This window comes from Pedobacter jamesrossensis (assembly GCF_042650905.1).
Taxonomy (GTDB): domain Bacteria; phylum Bacteroidota; class Bacteroidia; order Sphingobacteriales; family Sphingobacteriaceae; genus Pedobacter; species Pedobacter jamesrossensis.
In genome coordinates, this window is the sequence record NZ_JBHSBY010000031.1 from 1 (window position 1) to 19,390 (window position 19,390).

21 protein-coding genes are annotated in these 19,390 nt (G+C 34.4%); 10 read left to right on the forward strand and 11 right to left on the reverse strand.

Annotated elements, in window-relative coordinates:
• Positions 1–102 precede the first annotated feature (102 nt).
• From ACFOUY_RS05785 to ACFOUY_RS05795, 3 genes are read right to left on the reverse strand one after another with little or no spacing between them, the layout of a single operon-like run.
• A complete protein-coding gene (locus ACFOUY_RS05785; protein ID WP_378959622.1) occupies positions 103–216 on the reverse strand; it encodes a type II toxin-antitoxin system YoeB family toxin in 114 nt (37 codons plus the stop codon).
• A 58-nt stretch (positions 217–274) separates the two neighbouring features.
• Complete coding sequence (locus tag ACFOUY_RS05790; protein WP_378959529.1) at positions 275–472, reverse strand: DUF2683 family protein; 198 nt, start codon at positions 470–472, stop codon at positions 275–277.
• A 33-nt stretch (positions 473–505) separates the two neighbouring features.
• Complete coding sequence (locus ACFOUY_RS05795) at positions 506–1,840, reverse strand: dihydroorotase (protein WP_378959530.1); 1,335 nt, start codon at positions 1,838–1,840, stop codon at positions 506–508.
• Between the two features lie 334 nt (positions 1,841–2,174).
• Here ACFOUY_RS05795 and ACFOUY_RS05800 point away from each other — a divergent pair, with 334 nt between their 5' ends.
• The 4 genes from ACFOUY_RS05800 to ACFOUY_RS05815 all read left to right on the forward strand — a co-directional run bounded on the left by ACFOUY_RS05800 (position 2,175) and on the right by ACFOUY_RS05815 (position 4,907).
• Entirely contained in the window at positions 2,175–3,521 is a 1,347-nt protein-coding gene (locus ACFOUY_RS05800; RefSeq protein ID WP_378959531.1) for a DEAD/DEAH box helicase, read from the forward strand.
• Positions 3,521–3,793, forward strand: coding sequence for a hypothetical protein (locus ACFOUY_RS05805; RefSeq protein ID WP_378959532.1), 273 nt, complete (start codon positions 3,521–3,523; stop codon positions 3,791–3,793). Before ACFOUY_RS05800 ends, ACFOUY_RS05805 begins: the two co-directional genes overlap by 1 nt.
• A gap of 139 nt (positions 3,794–3,932) precedes the next feature.
• Complete coding sequence (gene gldC, locus ACFOUY_RS05810; protein ID WP_378959533.1) at positions 3,933–4,268, forward strand: gliding motility protein GldC; 336 nt, start codon at positions 3,933–3,935, stop codon at positions 4,266–4,268.
• Positions 4,269–4,493: 225 nt separating this feature from the next.
• A complete protein-coding gene (locus tag ACFOUY_RS05815; protein WP_378959534.1) occupies positions 4,494–4,907 on the forward strand; it encodes a hypothetical protein in 414 nt (137 codons plus the stop codon).
• On the opposite strand, the gene ACFOUY_RS05820 is transcribed toward ACFOUY_RS05815, so the two are convergent.
• From ACFOUY_RS05820 to ACFOUY_RS05835, 4 genes are read right to left on the reverse strand one after another with little or no spacing between them, the layout of a single operon-like run.
• The gene (locus tag ACFOUY_RS05820; protein ID WP_378959535.1) at positions 4,897–5,400 is read right to left on the reverse strand and encodes a lipocalin family protein; all 504 of its coding nucleotides are present in this window, start codon (positions 5,398–5,400) and stop codon (positions 4,897–4,899) included. The two genes, ACFOUY_RS05815 and ACFOUY_RS05820, sit on opposite strands and share 11 nt — an antisense overlap.
• Positions 5,401–5,457: 57 nt before the next feature.
• Complete coding sequence (locus ACFOUY_RS05825) at positions 5,458–5,841, reverse strand: cupin domain-containing protein (protein ID WP_378959536.1); 384 nt, start codon at positions 5,839–5,841, stop codon at positions 5,458–5,460.
• A gap of 12 nt (positions 5,842–5,853) precedes the next feature.
• Positions 5,854–6,123 carry a methylated-DNA--[protein]-cysteine S-methyltransferase gene (locus ACFOUY_RS05830; protein ID WP_378959623.1) on the reverse strand — a complete coding sequence of 90 codons (270 nt, stop codon included), beginning with the start codon at positions 6,121–6,123 and terminating at the stop codon, positions 5,854–5,856.
• Positions 6,093–6,338 carry a hypothetical protein gene (locus ACFOUY_RS05835; RefSeq protein ID WP_378959537.1) on the reverse strand — a complete coding sequence of 82 codons (246 nt, stop codon included), beginning with the start codon at positions 6,336–6,338 and terminating at the stop codon, positions 6,093–6,095. Before ACFOUY_RS05835 ends, ACFOUY_RS05830 begins: the two co-directional genes overlap by 31 nt.
• 143 nt (positions 6,339–6,481) lie before the next feature.
• On the opposite strand from ACFOUY_RS05835, the gene ACFOUY_RS05840 reads away from it, so the two are divergent.
• The 4 genes from ACFOUY_RS05840 (at position 6,482) to ACFOUY_RS05855 (ending at position 9,742) form a co-directional block, all read left to right on the forward strand.
• The gene (locus ACFOUY_RS05840) at positions 6,482–7,147 is read left to right on the forward strand and encodes a heme exporter protein CcmB (RefSeq protein WP_378959538.1); all 666 of its coding nucleotides are present in this window, start codon (positions 6,482–6,484) and stop codon (positions 7,145–7,147) included.
• 80 nt (positions 7,148–7,227) lie between these two features.
• Complete coding sequence (gene ccsA / locus ACFOUY_RS05845) at positions 7,228–7,890, forward strand: cytochrome c biogenesis protein CcsA (protein ID WP_378959539.1); 663 nt, start codon at positions 7,228–7,230, stop codon at positions 7,888–7,890.
• 78 nt (positions 7,891–7,968) lie between these two features.
• Positions 7,969–8,187, forward strand: a complete 219-nt coding sequence (locus tag ACFOUY_RS05850) for a CcmD family protein (RefSeq protein WP_378959540.1) — start codon at positions 7,969–7,971, stop codon at positions 8,185–8,187.
• Positions 8,188–8,320: 133 nt separating this feature from the next.
• On the forward strand, positions 8,321–9,742 hold the full coding sequence (locus tag ACFOUY_RS05855) for a Glu/Leu/Phe/Val family dehydrogenase (protein ID WP_378959541.1): 1,422 nt from the start codon (positions 8,321–8,323) through the stop codon (positions 9,740–9,742).
• A gap of 678 nt (positions 9,743–10,420) precedes the next feature.
• On the opposite strand, the gene ACFOUY_RS05860 is transcribed toward ACFOUY_RS05855, so the two are convergent.
• The 4 genes from ACFOUY_RS05860 to ACFOUY_RS05875 all read right to left on the reverse strand — a co-directional run bounded on the left by ACFOUY_RS05860 (position 10,421) and on the right by ACFOUY_RS05875 (position 16,219).
• Positions 10,421–12,031: a Na+/H+ antiporter gene (locus tag ACFOUY_RS05860; RefSeq protein ID WP_378959542.1), complete on the reverse strand. Its 1,611-nt coding sequence runs from the start codon at positions 12,029–12,031 to the stop codon at positions 10,421–10,423.
• Between the two features lie 74 nt (positions 12,032–12,105).
• Positions 12,106–13,452, reverse strand: coding sequence for a hypothetical protein (locus ACFOUY_RS05865; RefSeq protein WP_378959543.1), 1,347 nt, complete (start codon positions 13,450–13,452; stop codon positions 12,106–12,108).
• A gap of 51 nt (positions 13,453–13,503) precedes the next feature.
• Positions 13,504–15,537 carry a hypothetical protein gene (locus tag ACFOUY_RS05870; RefSeq protein ID WP_378959544.1) on the reverse strand — a complete coding sequence of 678 codons (2,034 nt, stop codon included), beginning with the start codon at positions 15,535–15,537 and terminating at the stop codon, positions 13,504–13,506.
• Position 15,538: 1 nt separating this feature from the next.
• Positions 15,539–16,219 (reverse strand): hypothetical protein, encoded by a 681-nt coding sequence (locus tag ACFOUY_RS05875; protein ID WP_378959545.1) that lies wholly within the window; start codon positions 16,217–16,219, stop codon positions 15,539–15,541.
• 264 nt (positions 16,220–16,483) lie between these two features.
• Here ACFOUY_RS05875 and ACFOUY_RS05880 point away from each other — a divergent pair, with 264 nt between their 5' ends.
• On the forward strand, positions 16,484–16,918 hold the full coding sequence (locus tag ACFOUY_RS05880) for a cytochrome c maturation protein CcmE domain-containing protein (RefSeq protein WP_378959546.1): 435 nt from the start codon (positions 16,484–16,486) through the stop codon (positions 16,916–16,918).
• 5 nt (positions 16,919–16,923) lie between these two features.
• Complete coding sequence (locus tag ACFOUY_RS05885; protein WP_378959547.1) at positions 16,924–19,389, forward strand: heme lyase CcmF/NrfE family subunit; 2,466 nt, start codon at positions 16,924–16,926, stop codon at positions 19,387–19,389.
• Position 19,390 lies beyond the last annotated feature (1 nt).

Genomic DNA, 19,390 nt, shown 5'->3' on the forward strand with positions numbered 1-19,390 from the left:
TTTTTGCTTCATTAGCTCATAATCGAGCTGTTCTTCTCTCGTCATAACAAACTGTATCTAAAGTTAGTGATTTTAACTTTTGACACAGTTTATTTTACACCCTCACCATTTTCCGAAAAATTCATGTTTTAGTGCTTCTGGTTTTCCTATTCCATCAAATGGGTCATCAAGAATTGCCATTATTAATTGTTCAATTTTCTTTTGCTTTATTTCCAGATTTCTTCCAAAACTTGATGTCTAATAAAGAGTCGTCGACATATTGGATTTCCATCAGCTATTTCCACAAATCCTCGATAGCAATCTTAATGCCCTTTCCAGCTTTTATTTGTTCTTGTCCTCTTTTAATTTTAGCAACAAATTCTGGATTATAAGTGCTCTTTTCTTTTTCAAAATCAATTTTTAAGGCTTTAGCAAATGCTTTCAACGCATTAAGTTGTTCCTTATTTTTTGGATGTAATGTTAAAGTTTCCAATATACTATTTCTTAATAAACAAATATAACAAATCTATCTTGCAAAAGTTAGTCGCTTGCCAATCTGGTCTGTGGTAAATTTGCCTTTTTGATAAGCTAAATTGCCTGATACAAAAGTGTGTGTAACGCTTGCCTGAAATGTGTCGCCATCAAACGGACTCCAGCCGCATTTATAGAAATTATTAAGCTTGGTTACTTTCCAGGAGTCTTTTAAATCGACCAAAACTAAATCTGCCCAATAACCCTCACGAATGAAACCACGTTTCTCAATATCGAAGCAGATGGCTAAATTGTGCGCTGTTTTCTCCACTATTTTTTCTAGCGAGATTTTTCCTTGCAAATGCATTTCTAACAAAGCTGGCAAAGCATGCTGCACCAATGGACCGCCTGATGGGGCTTGGGCATAAGGCTGATTTTTTTCTTCTAAAGTATGTGGTGCATGGTCCGTTGCGATAACGTCAATATTATCATTTAAAACACCTGCAAGAATACCATTTTGGTCTGCTTCAGTTTTTACAGCAGGATTCCATTTAATAAAATTGCCTTTTGTTGCGTAATCTTTATCATTAAACCAAAGGTGATGAACGCAAGCTTCGGCAGTAATTTTTTTATCTTTTAGTGGAGTTGTATTATCGAATAAAGCAATTTCTTTTGCAGTAGAAATATGTAAAATATGCAAACGCGTTTGGTAGCGCTTAGCCAACTCAACAGCCAATGATGAAGATTTGTAACAAGCGTCGGCACTGCGAATTAAAGGATGCATATCAATGGTTAAATCGTCGCCGTATTTAGCTTTAAATTCTGCCAGGTTGTGGCGAATTGTTGCTTCATCTTCGCAATGTGTAGCCACCAAAATCGGTGCATTGCTAAAAATATTTTCTAAGGTTTTTTCGTTATCAACCAACATATTTCCAGTTGATGAACCCATGAAAACTTTAATGCCGCAAACGTTTTTAGGGTCGGTTTTTAAAACTTCTTCGATATTATCGTTGCTGGCTCCCATGTAAAAAGAATAATTTGCCAAAGAAGTTTCTGCTGCAATTTTATATTTATCAGCAAGTAAATCTTGTGTCAAAGTATTAGGAACTGTGTTGGGCATTTCCATAAAAGAAGTGATTCCACCAGCAACAGCCGCCATACTTTCGGTAAAAATATCTGCTTTATGTGTTAATCCTGGCTCGCGGAAATGTACCTGATCATCTATCATTCCTGGTAAAAGGTATTGGCCTTCTGCATTAATTTCTTGTGCGCCATTGGCAGAGAGATTTTGACCAATTTTGACAATAAATCCATCTTTAATTAATACATCGGCAACAATTTTTTGTCCCTCGTTTACAACTGTGGCGGCTTTTATCAGGTAAGAATTCATGCTTTCAAAGGTAGTAAAATAGTATCAAGTAGCGAGTATCAAGTATTAAGATTTGGGCGTCGGGTAGGAGGAAATTGAGTTTGATGTTGCTGTTTAGGGTTAAATAAACCTGATAAAGTGGAAATACTTTTTGTTTTAAAAGTTACGAACTCTAATAGGAACAGCGCACATTAGAGTTCGTAACTTTACAAAAAGATTGAAACGATAGCAGGACTACCGTTTACAAAGAATTACTGCAATTGCTTTACCCCTAAATCCCCTAAAGGGAACTTTGACTTTCGCTTTCAGCTTTGGTCTTTAACCTTTCAGCTTAAAAAACCTATCTTTGTGCGCTATGGCAAAATCGTTCGAAGAATTTAAGTTAAACAGGCAAATTTTAAATGCAGTTGCCGATGCAGGTTACACCGTTGCCACGCCAATACAGGAAAAAGCAATTGCACCAGTTTTATCTGGGCAGGATATTTTCGGTATTGCGGAAACTGGAACAGGAAAAACCGCGGCTTTTGTTTTGCCGATTTTAATGCAATTGAAATATGCACAGGGCGAAAATCCAAGAGCGTTGATTTTATCGCCAACCCGCGAATTGGCAATGCAAATTGCTGAGCAAGTAAAATTATTTTCTACTTATACCGATTTACGTTCGCTGGTTATTTTTGGTGGAATTGGTCCGAAAACACAGAAAGAACAGATTGCCAAAGGCGTAGATATTTTGATTGCAACGCCTGGAAGATTTCTTGATTTATACTTAGATGGCGATATTAATACGCAAAGCTTAAAGTTTTTGGTGTTGGATGAAGCTGATAAAATGATGGATATGGGCTTTATTGGTTCAATCCACAGAATTTTAGAAATTGTGCCTCGTAAACGTCAAAACTTGCTTTTTTCGGCAACGATGAGCGAATTAGTGCAGAAAATTGCTGGCGATTTCTTGAATAATCCATTGGTTATCGAAGCATCGGCACAGGCTACACCAGCAGCAAATGTTACGCAGGCTTTATATTATGTTCCGAATTTTAAGACGAAAATTAATTTATTGCAACATTTGCTGAAGAATGATGAGGCTTTTAGCCGCTTGATTATTTTCTGTAAAACAAAAACGGTTGCTGATAATATTTTCAGTTTTATTGAGCGCAGGTATGGTGCCGAAAATGTTCGTGTAATTCATGCAAATAAAGGTCAGAATACACGTATTAATTCAATAAATAGTTTTAAAGAAGGAAATATTCGTGTTTTGGTTGCTACAGATGTGGCGAGTAGAGGTATCGATGTGAGTGATGTAAGTCATGTAATTAACTTCGATGTACCAATTATTATTGAAGATTATGTGCACAGAATCGGGCGTACGGGTAGGGCTTTTGCAAAAGGCGATGCCATTACTTTTGCTACTGATGCCGAAAAATATTATATCCGCAAGATCGAAAAATTGATTCGCCAATATATTCCGGTTGCTGAAATTCCAGATGGTGTTTACATTGATGAAACGCCTTATGAGGAGCGCCAGCATATTGCGAAAGAGATTGACATGCAGAAACGTAAGGAAGACCCCGAATTTAGGGGTGCTTTCCACGAGAAAAAACACGCTGCAGCAATAGAAAAAACGGCAAGAGAAAAGGCAAAAGCAAAAGCGGGTAAAGTGGTTAAAACATTTAAAAAGGGTAAGAAATTCGATAAGAAAAAGTAATGAATCTGAGGATTACACCTTTAAATATTGTTGGAGCCGTTGCGCTGGGTTTGGTTGTGGTTAATGTGTTTTCTGAAAAAGATAATGCCCCTCGACATATTGATATGAGCGGTTTCTACCTTTTAATTTTAGGCTGTTTGATTCTCGTAACCTTTATTACAGATTTGATTTTTCGTTTCACGCTGAAAGATTTGAAACGAATTTGGATTGTAGAATCTATCTTTCTGGTGATTACCGCAATCCTGATAGTCATCATTCAAAAGCTAACGTAATTAACAGGTCAAAAAAATCTTTGAAAACATAATCTCTGTATTCAACTTATCCGTGTAATCAAATTAAATAGCATCTTTGCAACCGAAAAAATAATCGATTATCTGTGTAATCATTCAATCGGTGAAATCAATTAAGAAAATGAAGACAGCAGAAATAAAAATTACAGTAGAGTTAGACGAGGCGAACAATCCTGATAACATTCTTTGGGAAAGTACTGATGCTAATAATGCTGATAAAGTGCCAGCAAAGGCAATGTTTTTATCGGTTTGGGACCATAACTATAAAAACACTTTGAAAATTGACCTTTGGACAAAGGATATGCCAGTTGATGAAATGAAACGTTTCTTCTACGAAACTCTGCAAACTATGGCCGATAGCTTTTTAAAGGCTACAAATGAAACTTTAATTGTTGAAGATTTGCGTGATTATTGTGCTCATTTCGCTGATAAAATGGGTATTGTTGAGGGACAATAGAAGGTTGAAGGTTGAAGGTTGAAGGTTGAAGGTTGAAGGTTGAAGGTTGAAGGTTGAAGGTTGAAGGTTGAAGGTTGAAGGTTGAAGGTTGAAGGTTGAAGGTTGAAGGTTGAAGGTTGAAGGTTGAAGNAAAATAGCCAAGCAAGTTAGGAACAAATTTTAATTCTACAATTATCAATTTAAACAAACAAACGGCTCAACATATAAACGACTAAACAAATAAAAATGTTAATACTAAATAAATTCAGAGCTTTTTTGGGTGTTTTACTTTGCGCTATAGCCGGGTTTTGCCCAATGTTAAAAGTCCCGATTAAAGGAAATTGGAATTTGTATCAATCTGATGCTCGTTTGTTCGTTATCACTTATGCAATAATCGCTATAGCTGTGCTCATTCTATTTATTAGAAAAGCAGGAGCATTTAGATTTATCAGTTTTGTAATGGCTATTTGGTACGCATTAGCTGTTGTAGCAGTATATTTTACAGCGAATAATTATACAAAATATGGCTTTGCTAATAAATTAATTGGCAAGGTGGTTCATTTTCAATGGGGCTGGATTGTGCTTTTAGTTGGTGTTTTGTTTATGCTTTTTAGTACTAAACGCGGAGAAAAAATTACTGTTCAAACTACTAATCTTTAAATTGCGAAGTAAGTTTGCTTACTTCATATCCTTTAGCCTTGCAACGGGCAACTATTTCATCATGAGTTTTCTTCGACATAGTTTGATTACGGCTCATGATGAAAAGAAATTTATGGTCTGGATGACCAACCACCACATAAGAATAATCATCAGCTAGTTCGATAATCCAGTAATCAACCTTAATTGGCCATATAAATTGCGCTTGTAATTCGCCATTCTTACCGTCCTCAGATTTAAACATTTTAGAATTTCTGGAATAAATTTTATCGTTATTTAGCTTTTTGTAAGTAGTTAATACATTGTAAAAGCCATCTTTATTTAAAGTGTACTTTGTGGTCGTTTCGCGGCTGCCTTTATCGAAAATGGTAGGAATAGAGTATAATGAATACCAAGTGCCAGCGTATTTTTTTAAATCTAACTTATCAACGGGTGTGTTTTTATCAGCGGAGAAAAAGCTAAATAAGACTAATAAAATGGTGCAAATCGTTTTCATAACATCGATAGGTTTGATGTTATTTACGAGTTTTGTAAATATTCGGTTTCGGAAAAGTTAATCTGCTATAAAATAATCTTCAGCATTTTCTTCCAAAGGAATATAAATTCTCTCCCATTCATCGCCATCTACAATTTCCCAGGTATGACCAATTCCCTCGGTATCATCAGCAATTAAAATAATGCCAGGTTCGATAAAGAATGTATCGCCATTAGTTACTTCGAATTTTAGTTTGCCTTTTAATGTGATTACGTATTGTCTGCGTGGTGCAGAATGAGGTGCTTTTTGCAAAGAAATATCAGTTTGTGCGAAAAAATAATTGGTATTAATGTGTTGCCTAATTGGAATTTTACCAATCTCAAAAGCACAATCATTATTTTCTGTATTGATTAATCTAATCGCGTTTAAATGATTTTTAGTTTCGGCTTTTTCTAATGTCATCTTCAAAATATTTTAAAATTTAAGTTCTGTCTGTCCTTGTTGGGCAACTTCCCGCTCGTGTTGCAATAACCATTGTTTGCGCCATAAACCACCCGCATAACCAACCAGTTTACCATTACTGCCAATTACCCTGTGGCAAGGAACTACAATTGCGATGTTATTTCTCCCATTTGCAGCGGCAATCGCTCGTATGGCTAAAGGCTTATGTTCAGAGAATTTAGCATAAGAAATGCTTTTCCCGTACGGAATACCTAATAAATTCTGCCAAACCTCCTGTGAAATTCACTTCCTTTCTGTTTCATAGGAAAATCAAAAACCTTTAATTCGCCTTTAAAATAAGCCATTAATTGCGTCGCAACCCTTTTAGTTAACTCACTTTCTAAAAGTTCATCAATTTCTTTCTCTGAAAAAGTTACTTCTGAAATAAAATCATCATCAGCAATGATGGTAATTTTTCCAATTGGCGATTCGATTATTGATGCGTAGGTGTTTTCCATAATATGAGCCATATATTCACAGATTTCTAATCATTATGGAGAATTAATAATCTGTAAATCTGTGGCTATAAAGTTTAAACAAAATTACAACAATCCAACAATTTAGCCTCGCAATATTTATCAATAAAAGTATCTTTGCGGTTATGCAACTGGCCAAAGAGGTTAAATATTTAATCCACAAGGAAGTACTTTTAGAGTGGCGCTCCAAATATACCATCAACGGTGTATTGTTATATGTAGTTTCTACAATTTTTACTTGTTACTTATCTTTCGTAAGCCTTGGCGATAAATTAGCCTGGAATGCTTTATTCTGGATAATTATACTTTTTGCATCTATTAATGGGGTTTCTAAAAGCTTTTTGCAAGAAACCAAAGGACAACAATTATACAGTTATATTCTCGCTAGTCCAGCTGCTGTATTAATCTCAAAAACAGTTTATAATACCATTTTAATGCTCGTGTTAACCACGATAGCATTAGGATTTTACACATTGGTTTTCGATTCTTTTACACCGCCCGATTTATTGCTTTATTATGTGGCGGTAATATTAGGAAGTATCAGTTTTTCGACTGTTTTCACAATGGTTTCGGCTATTGCTAGCAAGGCCGGAAACGGCGGAATGTTAATGGCGATTTTGAGTTTTCCAATCATAATTCCAGTACTTATACTTTTGATAAAATTGGCTAAAAATGCGGTTGATGGCTTGCCTTGGGAGAATAGCTACGATGAAATTGGAATGTTGTTTCTGGTAAATGTATTAACCGTTGCAACCTCTTTATTGTTATTTCCTTACCTTTGGAGGGATTAGTAGAGCAAGGATACAGGAGCAATGAACAAAGAAATATAGACGCAAAAACTAAACAACAAACGACTAAAAAACTAATAATAATGAATAAAACTTGGTGGAAAATTTTAGGTTCAGTACTTGTCATTTATACTGCAATTGCAGGTTTATTATTGGGCGTTCCACGTTTGCCCATTTTAAATGAATCAATCAGAAATCTGTATTTCCACGTACCAATGTGGTTTGCAATGATTGTGTTGTTCTCAATATCAGTTTTTTACAGCATAAAATCGTTAAGTTCAAAAAGTGAAATTGATGATATGAAAGCTGTAGAAAGTGTAAACGCAGGTGTTGTTTTCGGACTTTTAGGCTTGGTTACCGGAGCAATTTGGGCGAAATACACTTGGGGTCAGTTTTGGAGTTTCGATCCGAAACAAAATTTTGCGGCGATATCTGTACTACTTTATTTTGCTTACTTAATTCTTCGCAATGCGATTGATGAAGAACAAAAAAGAGCTAAAATTTCGGCCATTTATAATATTTTTGCTTTCCCGATGATGGTGGTATTACTTTTCGTTTTGCCACGCTTAAAAGATTCATTACACCCAGGCAACGGCGGTAACCCAGGTTTTAACAGCTACGATTTAGATAGCCGCATGCGTATGGTTTTTTATCCGGCATGTTTAGGCTGGATATTAATTGGTTACTGGGTTTACACCATTCGTTTCAGAATACGTTCAATAGAAAATAAACAACAAGCGAACTAGGGCTATATAAGCTGAAAGACTAAAGCTAAAAGACTAAAGTTGAAGGACCAATGCTTAAAGAAAAAAACAAAAAATAAAATGAAAAAGATACTTTTCTCTATAATATTAATGTTTGCAACTGTACAATTATTCGCACAAGATAATGGTGTAGAAATGGCCGATAAGTTGCGTAGCGACGGTAAAATTTACGTTGTGGTTACTTGTATCGTTATAATTCTGGTTGGTTTATTGGCTTATCTTTTCTCTATTGATAAAAGATTAAAAAAAATTGAAAAAGAAAACACGACTAAAAACTAAGTTTAAACGTTTTAAACCTATTTTTTGAGCCTGAAATGATTGGTGTTGGCTGTACACTAAGTATTTTTTCATTTGGATATATGCGGTTTTTTTAGGCAATTTTGCGGCATACTTAATTCATAAAAAATAAATAATGGCTAATCTAGCAGACGAGAACAAGTTTTTTGCAGATGTATGCAAGAACTTTGACAGTGCGGCGCAATTTACCAATCATCCAGATGGTTTATTGAACCAGATTAAAGCGTGTAATAGTGTGTATCGTTTCCAATTCCCAATTCGCAGAGGGAACGGTTTTGAAGTTATCGATGCATGGCGTGTAGAGCATTCGCATCACATGAGTCCAACCAAGGGCGGTATTCGTTACAGCGAAATGGTTAACGAGGATGAAGTGATGGCACTTGCAGCCTTAATGACTTATAAATGTGCTATCGTAAATGTACCATTCGGTGGTGCAAAAGGTGGTATCAAAATCAACACCAAACAATATAGCGTAGCTGAGTTAGAAACGATTACTCGTCGCTACACTACAGAGTTAATCAAGAAAAACTTTATTGGTCCCGGTATCGATGTTCCTGCTCCAGATTATGGTTCGGGCGAACGCGAAATGAGCTGGATTGCAGATACTTATATGACCATGAACCCGGGTCAGTTAGATGCATTAGGTTGTGTAACAGGTAAACCAATTGCTTTACACGGTATCCGTGGACGTAAAGAGGCTACAGGTCGTGGTGTTGCTTATGCTGTTCGCGAGTGTGTAGATGTTGCAGAAGATATGGCTAAAATCGGCTTAAAAGCTGGTTTAGGTGATAAAAGAGTAATCGTTCAGGGTTTAGGTAATGTGGGTTACCACTCGGCAAAATTCCTGGCAGAATTTGGGGCAACCATTGTTGGTTTGTGCGAGTTTGAGGGTGCAATTTACAATGCAAACGGCTTAAATGTTGATGAGGTTTTTGCTCACCGTAAAAATACCGGTTCAATTTTAGGTTTTCCAGGTGCTACAGATTTCAAAAACTCAATGGAAGGTTTAGAGCAAGATTGCGATATCATCGTTCCTGCCGCTTTAGAAAACCAATTTACTGAGCTTAACATCCGTAATGTTAAAGCAAAAATTATTGCTGAGGGTGCAAACGGACCAACTACGCCAGAAGCTGAAGCAATATTCACCGAAATGGGCGGTATTATCATTCCAGATATGTATTGCAATGCTGGTGGTGTTACGGTTTCTTATTTCGAGTGGTTAAAAAACCTTTCTCACGTAGCATTCGGGCGTATGGAAAACCGTTATGCAGCTAATTCAAATGCTAATTTGATTAATACATTAGAAAACTTAACTGGTAAAACTATTCTTCCAGAACACCGTTTAATGATTGTTAAAGGTGCATCAGAAATGGAATTAGTAAACTCTGGTTTAGAAGATACCATGATTCATTCGTACCACGAAATTCGTGAAACTTTGAAAAATAAACCTGCTACACAAACATTAAGAACAGCAGCTTTTGTTAATTCAATTGATAAAATAGCCGTTTCTTATATGAATTTAGGTGTTTGGCCTTAATAAACGTAAAGCTAAAAGACTAAAGCTTAAAGTGAAAAAACCTTGCAGATGTTTAATTTGCAAGGTTTTTTATGCGTTTGTATTATTGCAAATCTCTCTTTTTTGAGTGTAATAATCTATTTTAGAAAATGAACGCTCGGTATTTCATCTTGCGGGGTTGGTCCCGCTCTTGCTACAATCTTTTAAAATTCTTGTCATGCTGAGGCACGAAGCATCTGTTTCATCTTTTGCAGATGCTTCGTGCCTCAGCATGACAGTATATTAAAGGTTGCTGCAATTTTAAAAGTATTTTCGCTAAATCGGGTTTAATTACAAAAGCTTGCTCAAAGCCAATTGCAAAATCGAGCATCAATTTTGTACCTTTCGTCATTCTCGCGTATGCGGAATTATTAATGCAAAGGAAAATAATTAATCTTTTTAAGATTTCCATTTTTATGGAAATGACGGCCAATGTGAAAGTCATTGGGGAAATAGAATTTGGGTTTAATTAGAAAAGCTTGCTCAAAACCATTTCAAAATCGAACATCAATTTTTGTCCCGTTCGTCATTCTCGCGTATGCGAGAATCTTAATGCAAGAAGAAATAATTAATCGCTTTAAGATTTCCATTTTCATGGAAATGACGGCCATTGTGAAAGTCGTTGGGGAAATTAGAATTAAACACGCTAAATAAAACCACTTACCCAGAAGAAGTAATACTCAATTCTTCCAAATCAAGCCTCCATTCTTCCTTTCGAATAATATCATCATCATAATTCTTATTGCTCTTTAAATGATGAAGTTCATCTCTTTGTACTTGAATTAAATCAAGTACAATTTCGTTATAAGCCTTTAAATCCTTTTTATCAATTTCGCCATTTTTATAGGCCTTTAAAGTATCTTTCCGCTCTACTAAAGAATGTTGTAATTCGGCTTTTAAATTAACCATTAGCTCATTGTGGGTACACTGGTATTGGTAATCTGCTTGAAGTTTATCTAAAGAAAGGTCGATTAATTTTAACTTAATTTGGCTTACTTGTTCCTGTTCAGAAAGCTTATGTTTTGCTTCCGGAATTTTCAAAAATTTAATAAACAGCGGTAAAGTTAAGCCTTGAACAACTAAGGTTACAAATATCACTACGAAAGTAATGAACAAAATTAGGTTCCTAAGCGGAAAAGGTATCTGTTCGCTTATCATTACCGGAATAGAAAGTGCAGCAGCTAACGAAACAACACCTCGCATTCCGGCGTAAGCAATTACCAATAATGAATGCCAGGTTAAATCTTGATAACGGATTCTTGTTTTCTTATTAAAAAAACCAGTAATTTTTGATGTTGAAAATAACCAAAGTAAACGAACTACAAAAGCCAAAATACTAATACCAACACCGTATGCAATTCCATTCGAAATTGGATATTCAGGGCCAAGACCATTAACAATATCTGGAAGTGCTAATCCAATTAAAATAAATACGACACCGTTAAGCATAAAAATAAGTGCAGACCAAACTGAAACTGTTTTTATTCTTGAATTTGAGGTTAGTATTATATGTGATTGGCTTGAAAGTAGCAATCCTCCAGAAACGACAGCCATCACGCCAGATGCTTCGAAATGTTCAGCAACAATGTACATGAAATATGGCGTGAGTAAAGTGAGTACGGTATCAATATTTTCTGTTGTGGGCAGCCAGCGGTGTATGGCATAAAATATACCTCCGATGGCCAAGCCAATTACAATACCCAAACCTGCTACAGAAACAAAACTTACAGCTGCATCTTGTAAAATGAAACTTCCTGTAGCAACAGTTGCTAATGCAAACTTAAAAACAATTAAACTGGATGCATCATTTACCAAACTTTCACCTTCTAAAAGCGCACTTACGGTTTTAGGAATCTTCAATCCTTTTAAAACTGCTGCGGCGGCAACGGCATCTGGCGGAGAAATAATTCCACCCAACAAAAAGCCAAGTGCTAAAGTAAAACCAGGTATAAAAGCTACTGATGCATAAGCTACGGCAACCGAAGTGATAAAAACTAACCCAACGGCCGTTAAAAATATTGCTCCTTTGTATTCATAAAAATCTTTCCAGGAGGTAAACCATGCGGCTTCATAAAGTAGGGGAGGCAAAAATAATAGAAAAACAATATCTGGGTCTATTTTTATTGGAGGCATTCCTGGTATAAAGCCAATAAGTAATCCGGCTAATACAAGAAATATTGGATACGATATTTTTAGTTTTTGCCCAACCATAACCAAAAGGGTTACGCCAAGTAATAAAACTAAAATAAGAATAAGGTTATCGTGTAGCATTGAAAAAAAGATATTTGTTTATTTTTAATAAATATAAAATAAAATAAAATTCAAGTGAAAAATTAGAAAGGCTTTTAAAAACTCTTCAAAATCTGATAAAGTGAATTAATATCTTCGTTTTTTAATTCTAGTTTGCCTTGCAAGTTGGCTTTATCTTGGTCGATAGCTTTCCCTTTCACTTCCAAACGCTTTAAAATCTTAAAATAATTAGTAACAATTGGTATTTCCAGCTGCTTATTAAGCCTTATAAAATCAATATTCAGATAAAAGAAATCATCAGATGAAACTTTATCTGTGTTTACAGTTTGTTCCTTTGCAGTAGAGAAATTAATATTGTTAGCATCGGTCTTAATGAACACTTTATACAAAGGGAAAGTGTTTTTGTTTAGTATGTTGCTATCCAGATTAACCAAACCTTGTTTTGCTAAGTAGTTTTTAAAACCATTTTGCTTGGTGCTAAAATTCAGGGAAAAAAGTGGAATATTTCGTTTTTTTAAACTTACTTTTTCTACCTTTTCGAAATCATCATTATACTCGTAAGTAATAACAGAATCGGTTTGCTGTATAGAATTTGTCCATTCGAAATCTATATTGTTGTTATAGTACTTTAATAAGCTATCTTTTTCAAGGCTAAAGTTTTTGTATTTGTAAACTTTTTTATCAATAGATTTAAAATTCGCATTTAGCCAAAAGCCAATGGTTGCATTTTCGCTCAGTTTACGATGCTTAATGCTTGATAATGGAATAACTTCATTTGTTATAAACTCATTGCAGAAATTTATCACTCCATTATTAAAATTAATCCAGCCGCTATTTTCTTTATTACTAAAAGCTAAATGCTCTTTTCGCGTCAATATTTTTTTAAATTGGCTATCGCTAGTTTTTATAAAATTTTTCTCGTTTAAAATATCCAACAATATTGGTTCATAGTTTTCGATTTGCGTAGCCAATGCAAGTGCTGCAGCTTTACTGTTGTAACAAATTGAAAAATTACCCAATTTAGATTTTGCAATATTTATATTTCCAATTTCCTTGGCGATTTCCAAGTGTAATGTATTACGTAAGAAATTTTCAAAGTCCTTAACATTCTTTATCTGAAAGCGGGAAAAGAAGGTTGTTGATGGTGCACCAGCTATATTGTAAAAGTAAAGGCTTGCTGGGATTTTTAAACCATTATAAAACTTATCGTTTTTATTAGTGCTATCTTTTTTTAAATCAGATTTAAAGTAATAAACCGGGTTGGCAATTATGTTTGCTGCTAAGGTTTTATAAATTTCATCGACACTTATTTTTACAACAGCATTCGCGTTTTTAGGAATTAGGAACTGGTTTGCTTGATATTGCCGGTATTTAAAAGTGCCAACAAAAAAAATAAGCAGTGATAAAACTATCACTGCCGTTATTTTTAGAAATTTCTTCATCAAATTGTGATTAACTGTTTGAATTGATTAATCGGTCAACTGTAAACTTAACTATTTCGATGCATTTTCGATTAACGAGAATAAATATTTCAATGCATTTTCATGTCCGTTGGGTATTTCTGCACTAATATCTGCCGAAACCACATTGCCTTTTATCGGATTCGATTTCATATAGATATTACCCATTTTGCCTAAAGTTTCATTAAATTTCTTTGCAGTTTCTTCACCACCAATTTCTTCGTTTGGCACTTTGCCTACTAAGTTTTTAGCGTTAAACAAAAAGCTGAAGTTATTTTTTGCTAATAAGTTTTTGTGTGTTTTACTGATAGAAGCATTGTAAGTATTGTTACTAATACCTTGCATTTCTGTTAACGAATTGCCAAAAAATACAATGCCATCCTTTATCATAAAGTAAATATCAATCGGACTTTTCTTTTCTTCGATTTTGTAAATATTGTTATTGGCGCTAACATAGTTTTTTTTCATACCATATTTAATCAGCTTATTCATTAGTCGGTTATCTTCTGATGAAAACATGAAAAGGAAATCTGGTAACGTTTCTTTTTTAGTTTTTGTTACTTCTTTGCGATTGTAATCATCATCATACTCGTACGAAGTATAAGTAACATCTTTATAGTTTAAGCCATTTATAACAAAAAGCGCATCGCCTTTAATTACCTTGCTTACTGCTTCTTCGTCTAACAAAAGCGAAAATAAATCAGAACCTAATTCAATTTCTTCATCCATTTTTCCACCTAAAAACGAGCCGTAAGTTTGTTTTAACAACTTAGGAAATTCTTCAAGGTAAGCTTTGGTGTCAATAGAGTAACCCATAAAACCAATTGCTTTTTCGCTGTCAACATATTTCAGGAATTTTTTATTCAACTTCCTGTCCATAATTTTCTTGTAAGAATCTGCTTGTTCTTTTGCTAACTCAAGACCTGTAGAAATACGGAAACTCGTTTTATCCATAAAAAGCTTAGCGGTTAAACTGCCATAACCTTTCATTATTCCAGCTTTGCCATAAGTGCCAAATTCTGGTGCGATTGAATTATAAGCATCTTGTAAGCTCGATACCCAAACCTCAGCAATTGCTTTATCATCTAAACTTGCTTTGTAAGATTTATTGCTTTCGATAGATTCGTAGTTAGTATTAAAAATTTTATCGGCTTGTGCAGTAATCCAAATAAAAGCCAATTGTTTTTTCTTTGCATCTTGCTCGGCTCGTTCTTTTTGATAATCGTCGTATCGGCCATCTGCATCAACAGCTTCAACTGCTGTGGTATCGGTTGCATAGGCTTCTTCCGTCATTTGTTCGTTAAGCACTTCTTCTATAACTTTAGCTTTCTTCGGTTTAACAGCCGTCTTTTTTTTCTTCGAAGATTTTTTGGTTGCAACTTTAGTTTTATTAACCTTTTTTTGCTTTACTGTTTTTTTATAGGGAACAGGTGGAGGAGGTGCATTTGTAGTATCAACGTCCTCATACATTTCTATAGTAGTTGCTGCATAGGTAGAATCTACTGCAACTACTGTGCTATCATTGTAGGCATCATAATTATTTTGGTACCTTATTTCTTTAATTCCGTAACGGGCAGAGTTTACCGAATCAGCTAAAAAAGAACTTCTTACGCTACCCGATACATAATAAAGCATATTGTTATTCCACTTAATTATACTCGTGCTATCTGGTAAAATCATCGTTCTAATATCTCCAGACTTAGTTATTTTACTCTCTTTATTATTTATTAAGCTTTCCAGCTTTGTTGCATCTCTAATCGGAATAAGAAAACAATTGTAAGTAATACTATCATTCAACTGATTGAAATAGTACATGTTTTTCTCTAAATTTATCCCGAAATCTTCTATGCTGTTAAAAGTCTTATCTAAAGATTTTGAGGTTTCTTGTAATAGTTTTTTGCCTAAAAAAGATTCGTTGAAATCTTTAACAAACATGAGTTTAAATACATTATCTCCTTTTATGGTGGCTACGGTAAATGCATTTGCAGGAATTTTTTTAACCAAATCCTGAGCGTAATTTAGTTTTGTTAGAAGTAGAAGGGAGATTGCAATTAAAATTTTCTTCATTTTATTTAGATAGTTGTATTTGATTGGAAACGTTAACTTTTCCATTAATTAAATCCATAATGCTACTTTTAAGCATTACAGCTTTTCTTGATTTTGATACGTTTGATGTTGGATTAGTGCTAATTGTTACAGGCGATTCGAACCGATAAATACTGGTATAAGTTGCGGTGTTGAAAACAGCTTTATCCTGACTTTTAAGCTTGTTAAATTCTGTTTTTGCAGTACTTACCGCCTGATATTTCCTGCTAAAAGTTTTTGTAGTTTTATTATAGCTGTAAGATGAACTGTTGGTTGCCTTTATTTTTTGCTGAGCTAAAATATTCTTAGTAATATTATTGATATTCGAAATATCCTTAAATGAAAAGCTAATTGTAGCAATGTAGTTATTGAAATCGCTTGTGCTTTTTACATTCGATATTCCTTCTGATTTTTTTAGATAAGCTACAGCTTCATTTAATTCTTGTAGAATCTTCTGTTTGCTTGGTACTTTGTATCCTTGCACACTATCCAAAAGCATAACCGATGCAACTTTGGTTTTACTCTGACTCAGGTTAATAGTTAAAGTCACGTCGCCAGTTCCATCGTTTTTCATGTTAATTTCTTCTATAACTTGAAAACAAGAACTAAAAGTTGGTATTAAAATCAAGAATAGTAAAAGTTTACAGAACTGATTAAGGTTCATATTTAATATAATTAGGTTTTACGGGGGATGTAAAAAAGAAATGATTATCTGATGCTTCAAATGTAACAATTTAAGATAGAAGTTATAAATGATTTTAGTGATAAACCATTATTTCTTAAGAACAATTATAAATAGACTAAGCAATTAGATTTTAATGCAATAATAAATCAGCTAATTGTCAATATAAAGACAAGAAAAATGTAAAAGAATGTTCGCTAAGCCTATTTTTCTATCTTTGTTGCCGGCTTTTACAACTATACAAAAATGAAAAAAAGTGCAATAATTGGTTTAATTACCATTGCGATTTCTGTAGGAATTTTATTCAGCTTAAATGCTAATACAGATACTTATTCTAATTTTAAAGAGGCAGCGGCTTCTAACAAGGAAGAGCATGTTATGGGTTATTGGGACAAATCTCAAGGCATGTATTACGATGCGATTAAAGATGCCAATCATTTTGCTTTCCACATGAAAGACGAAAAAGGCGAAATCCGTGAGGTTATTTACAATGGTACTAAACCTCAGGATTTTGAAAAATCAGAAAAGCTTGTTCTCATCGGTAAAATGAATGGTGAAAAATTCTACGCATCAAAAATTTTAATGAAATGCCCATCTAAATATAATGATAACCTTGTTGAGGTTAATAAAGATGGTAAGGTTGATACTGTAGGTAAGTACGGCGAGAAAAAATATAACTAATTTTAATGGATATTCAATTTGTAGGCGAAAACCTGTTGCCGGGTAAAATCGGACAGTTTTTTATTGTGTTGGCGTTTAGTGCATCATTACTATCAACTATCGCATATTTTTATGCCAGTCGCGAGAAAAATTTAGAAGATAAAACCTGGAGAAACTTAGGTAGAATTGGATTTTTAGTAAATTGGGCCAGTATTATTGGTATTGGTGCTATTTTATTCTATTTAATTTTAGGTCACTATTTTGAATATTATTATGTTCAATCTCACTCCTCAAAACAACTTCCTGTATATTATATTATATCCGCATTCTGGGAAGGGCAGGAAGGTAGTTTTTGGCTTTGGGCTTTCTGGCAATCGTTTTTAGGTGGCCTTTTAATCTGGAAAGCTAAAACCTGGGAGCGTCCGGTAATGACAGTTGTGGCATTTTCACAAGTGTTTTTAACCTCAATGATGTTGGGGGTAGAAATTTTTGGCGAACGTATCGGAAGTTCTCCTTTTATCCTGTTGAGGGATGCAATGGACTTAAAAGCACAAGCTCCTGTTGTTTTTGCAAATCCAGAAAACTATAAAAACTACCTTAAATTTATTACGGATGGTAAAGGGTTAAATCCGCTGTTACAAAACTATTGGATGGTTATCCACCCGCCAACATTATTTTTGGGTTTTGCAAGTATGGTTGTTCCGTTTGCTTATGGAGTAGCTGGTTTGTGGCAAAAAAGATATAAAGAATGGATTAAACCTGCTATGCCGTGGACGCTTTTTGCGGTTATGGTTTTAGGAACAGGTATTATAATGGGTTCTTTCTGGGCTTATGAAGCTCTAAACTTTGGTGGTTTCTGGGCGTGGGATCCTGTAGAAAATGCATCCTTAATACCTTGGTTAACCTTAATTGGTGCTGTACACGTAATGATTGCTTACAAAAATACGGGTCATGCTTATTTTACAGCAATTGCATTGGTGTTTTTAAGTTTCTTATTGGTGCTTTATGCATCTTTCTTAACACGAAGTGGGATTTTAGGAGATACTTCCGTTCACTCGTTTACAGATATGGGGATGTTTGGACATTTAATTCTTTACAATGTTGTTTTTGCTGTTATAGCAGTCGGGCTTATCATTTGGAGATGGAAAGAATTACCCATTACAACAAAAGATGAAGAAACATATTCTCGCGAATTCTGGATGTTTATTGGTGCTTTAGTAGTTACAATTGCTTGTGTTCAGATAATATTTTCTACTTCAGTTCCTGTATTTAATAAAGCATTCGGAACTAATTTTTCTCCTCCAATTGATGCTGTTAAATATTACAATCAATGGCAGGCACCATTTGCGGTTTTAATTACATTAATTTCGGGTTTTTCTCAATATTTAAAATACAAAAGAACAGATCCACGCAAATTCTACAGCAGTTTAGTTTCTGCAATATTGTTAGCAATAGTTTTAACAGCTGGTTTGGTTTACGTTGCTGATATATATACAAATACCATGTATATTCTGATGACGTTCAGTTGCGTTTTTGCAATACTTTCAAACGCAAGCATTTTATATCAGGCATTTGGTGGTAAAGCTAAATTAGCAGGTTCGGCAATTGCACATATTGGTTTCGCATTTTTGATATTAGGTGCTTTAATATCTGCTGCTACAAGCAAACCGATTTCTATAAACTCGAATAACTTTATTCCTGTTAAGGATTTTGAAAAAACAGAGAAGCCAGGCGAAAACATTATGTTGTATAAAAACGAGCCTAAGAAAATGGGTAAGTACACGGTAACTTATGTTAGCGATACAACTGAAGCGCCAAATACCATTTATACTTTAAACTTTAAAGTATATAATGAAGAAGGTAAATTAAAGGAAGATTTTAATTTACATCCTCATGTACAGGATAATGAAAAAATGGGCTTAATTGCTTCGCCAGATACCAAACACTATTTAACTTACGATGTGTATACCCACATTACAAGTGCTGCAATTAAAAAAGAAGCGCATGATGATCATGAAGGTCATTCTGATGATGAGAATTACAAAGCACCAAGAATAGTTAAAGTTGCAGTAGGAGATACCATTCATACTTCGAGCGGTATCGTAACTGTTAAGGCATTAAATAATAAGCCAACAGCTAAAGATTTGGTTTTAGCGCAAGGCGATTTCGCAGTTGGTTTACCTTTAGAAATTAATGCGAGTGGAAAAATTTATAATACGGAGCCTCTTTTCTTAATTAAGGGAAATAACACTTTTGATTTTGCCCGTAAAATAGAAGAACTGGATTTAAAATTCCGTTTTACAAAAGTATTACCCGACGAGAAAAAAGTTGAACTTCAGATTTACGAAAAACCTCAGCAAGCTAAAGATTGGATTGTATTTAAAGCAATAGAATTCCCTTTTATTAATTTATACTGGGCAGGTACAATTGTAATGGTTATAGGTTTCTTATTCTCCATCTTTAGAAGAAGAAAAGAAGCTAAAACAGCATAAA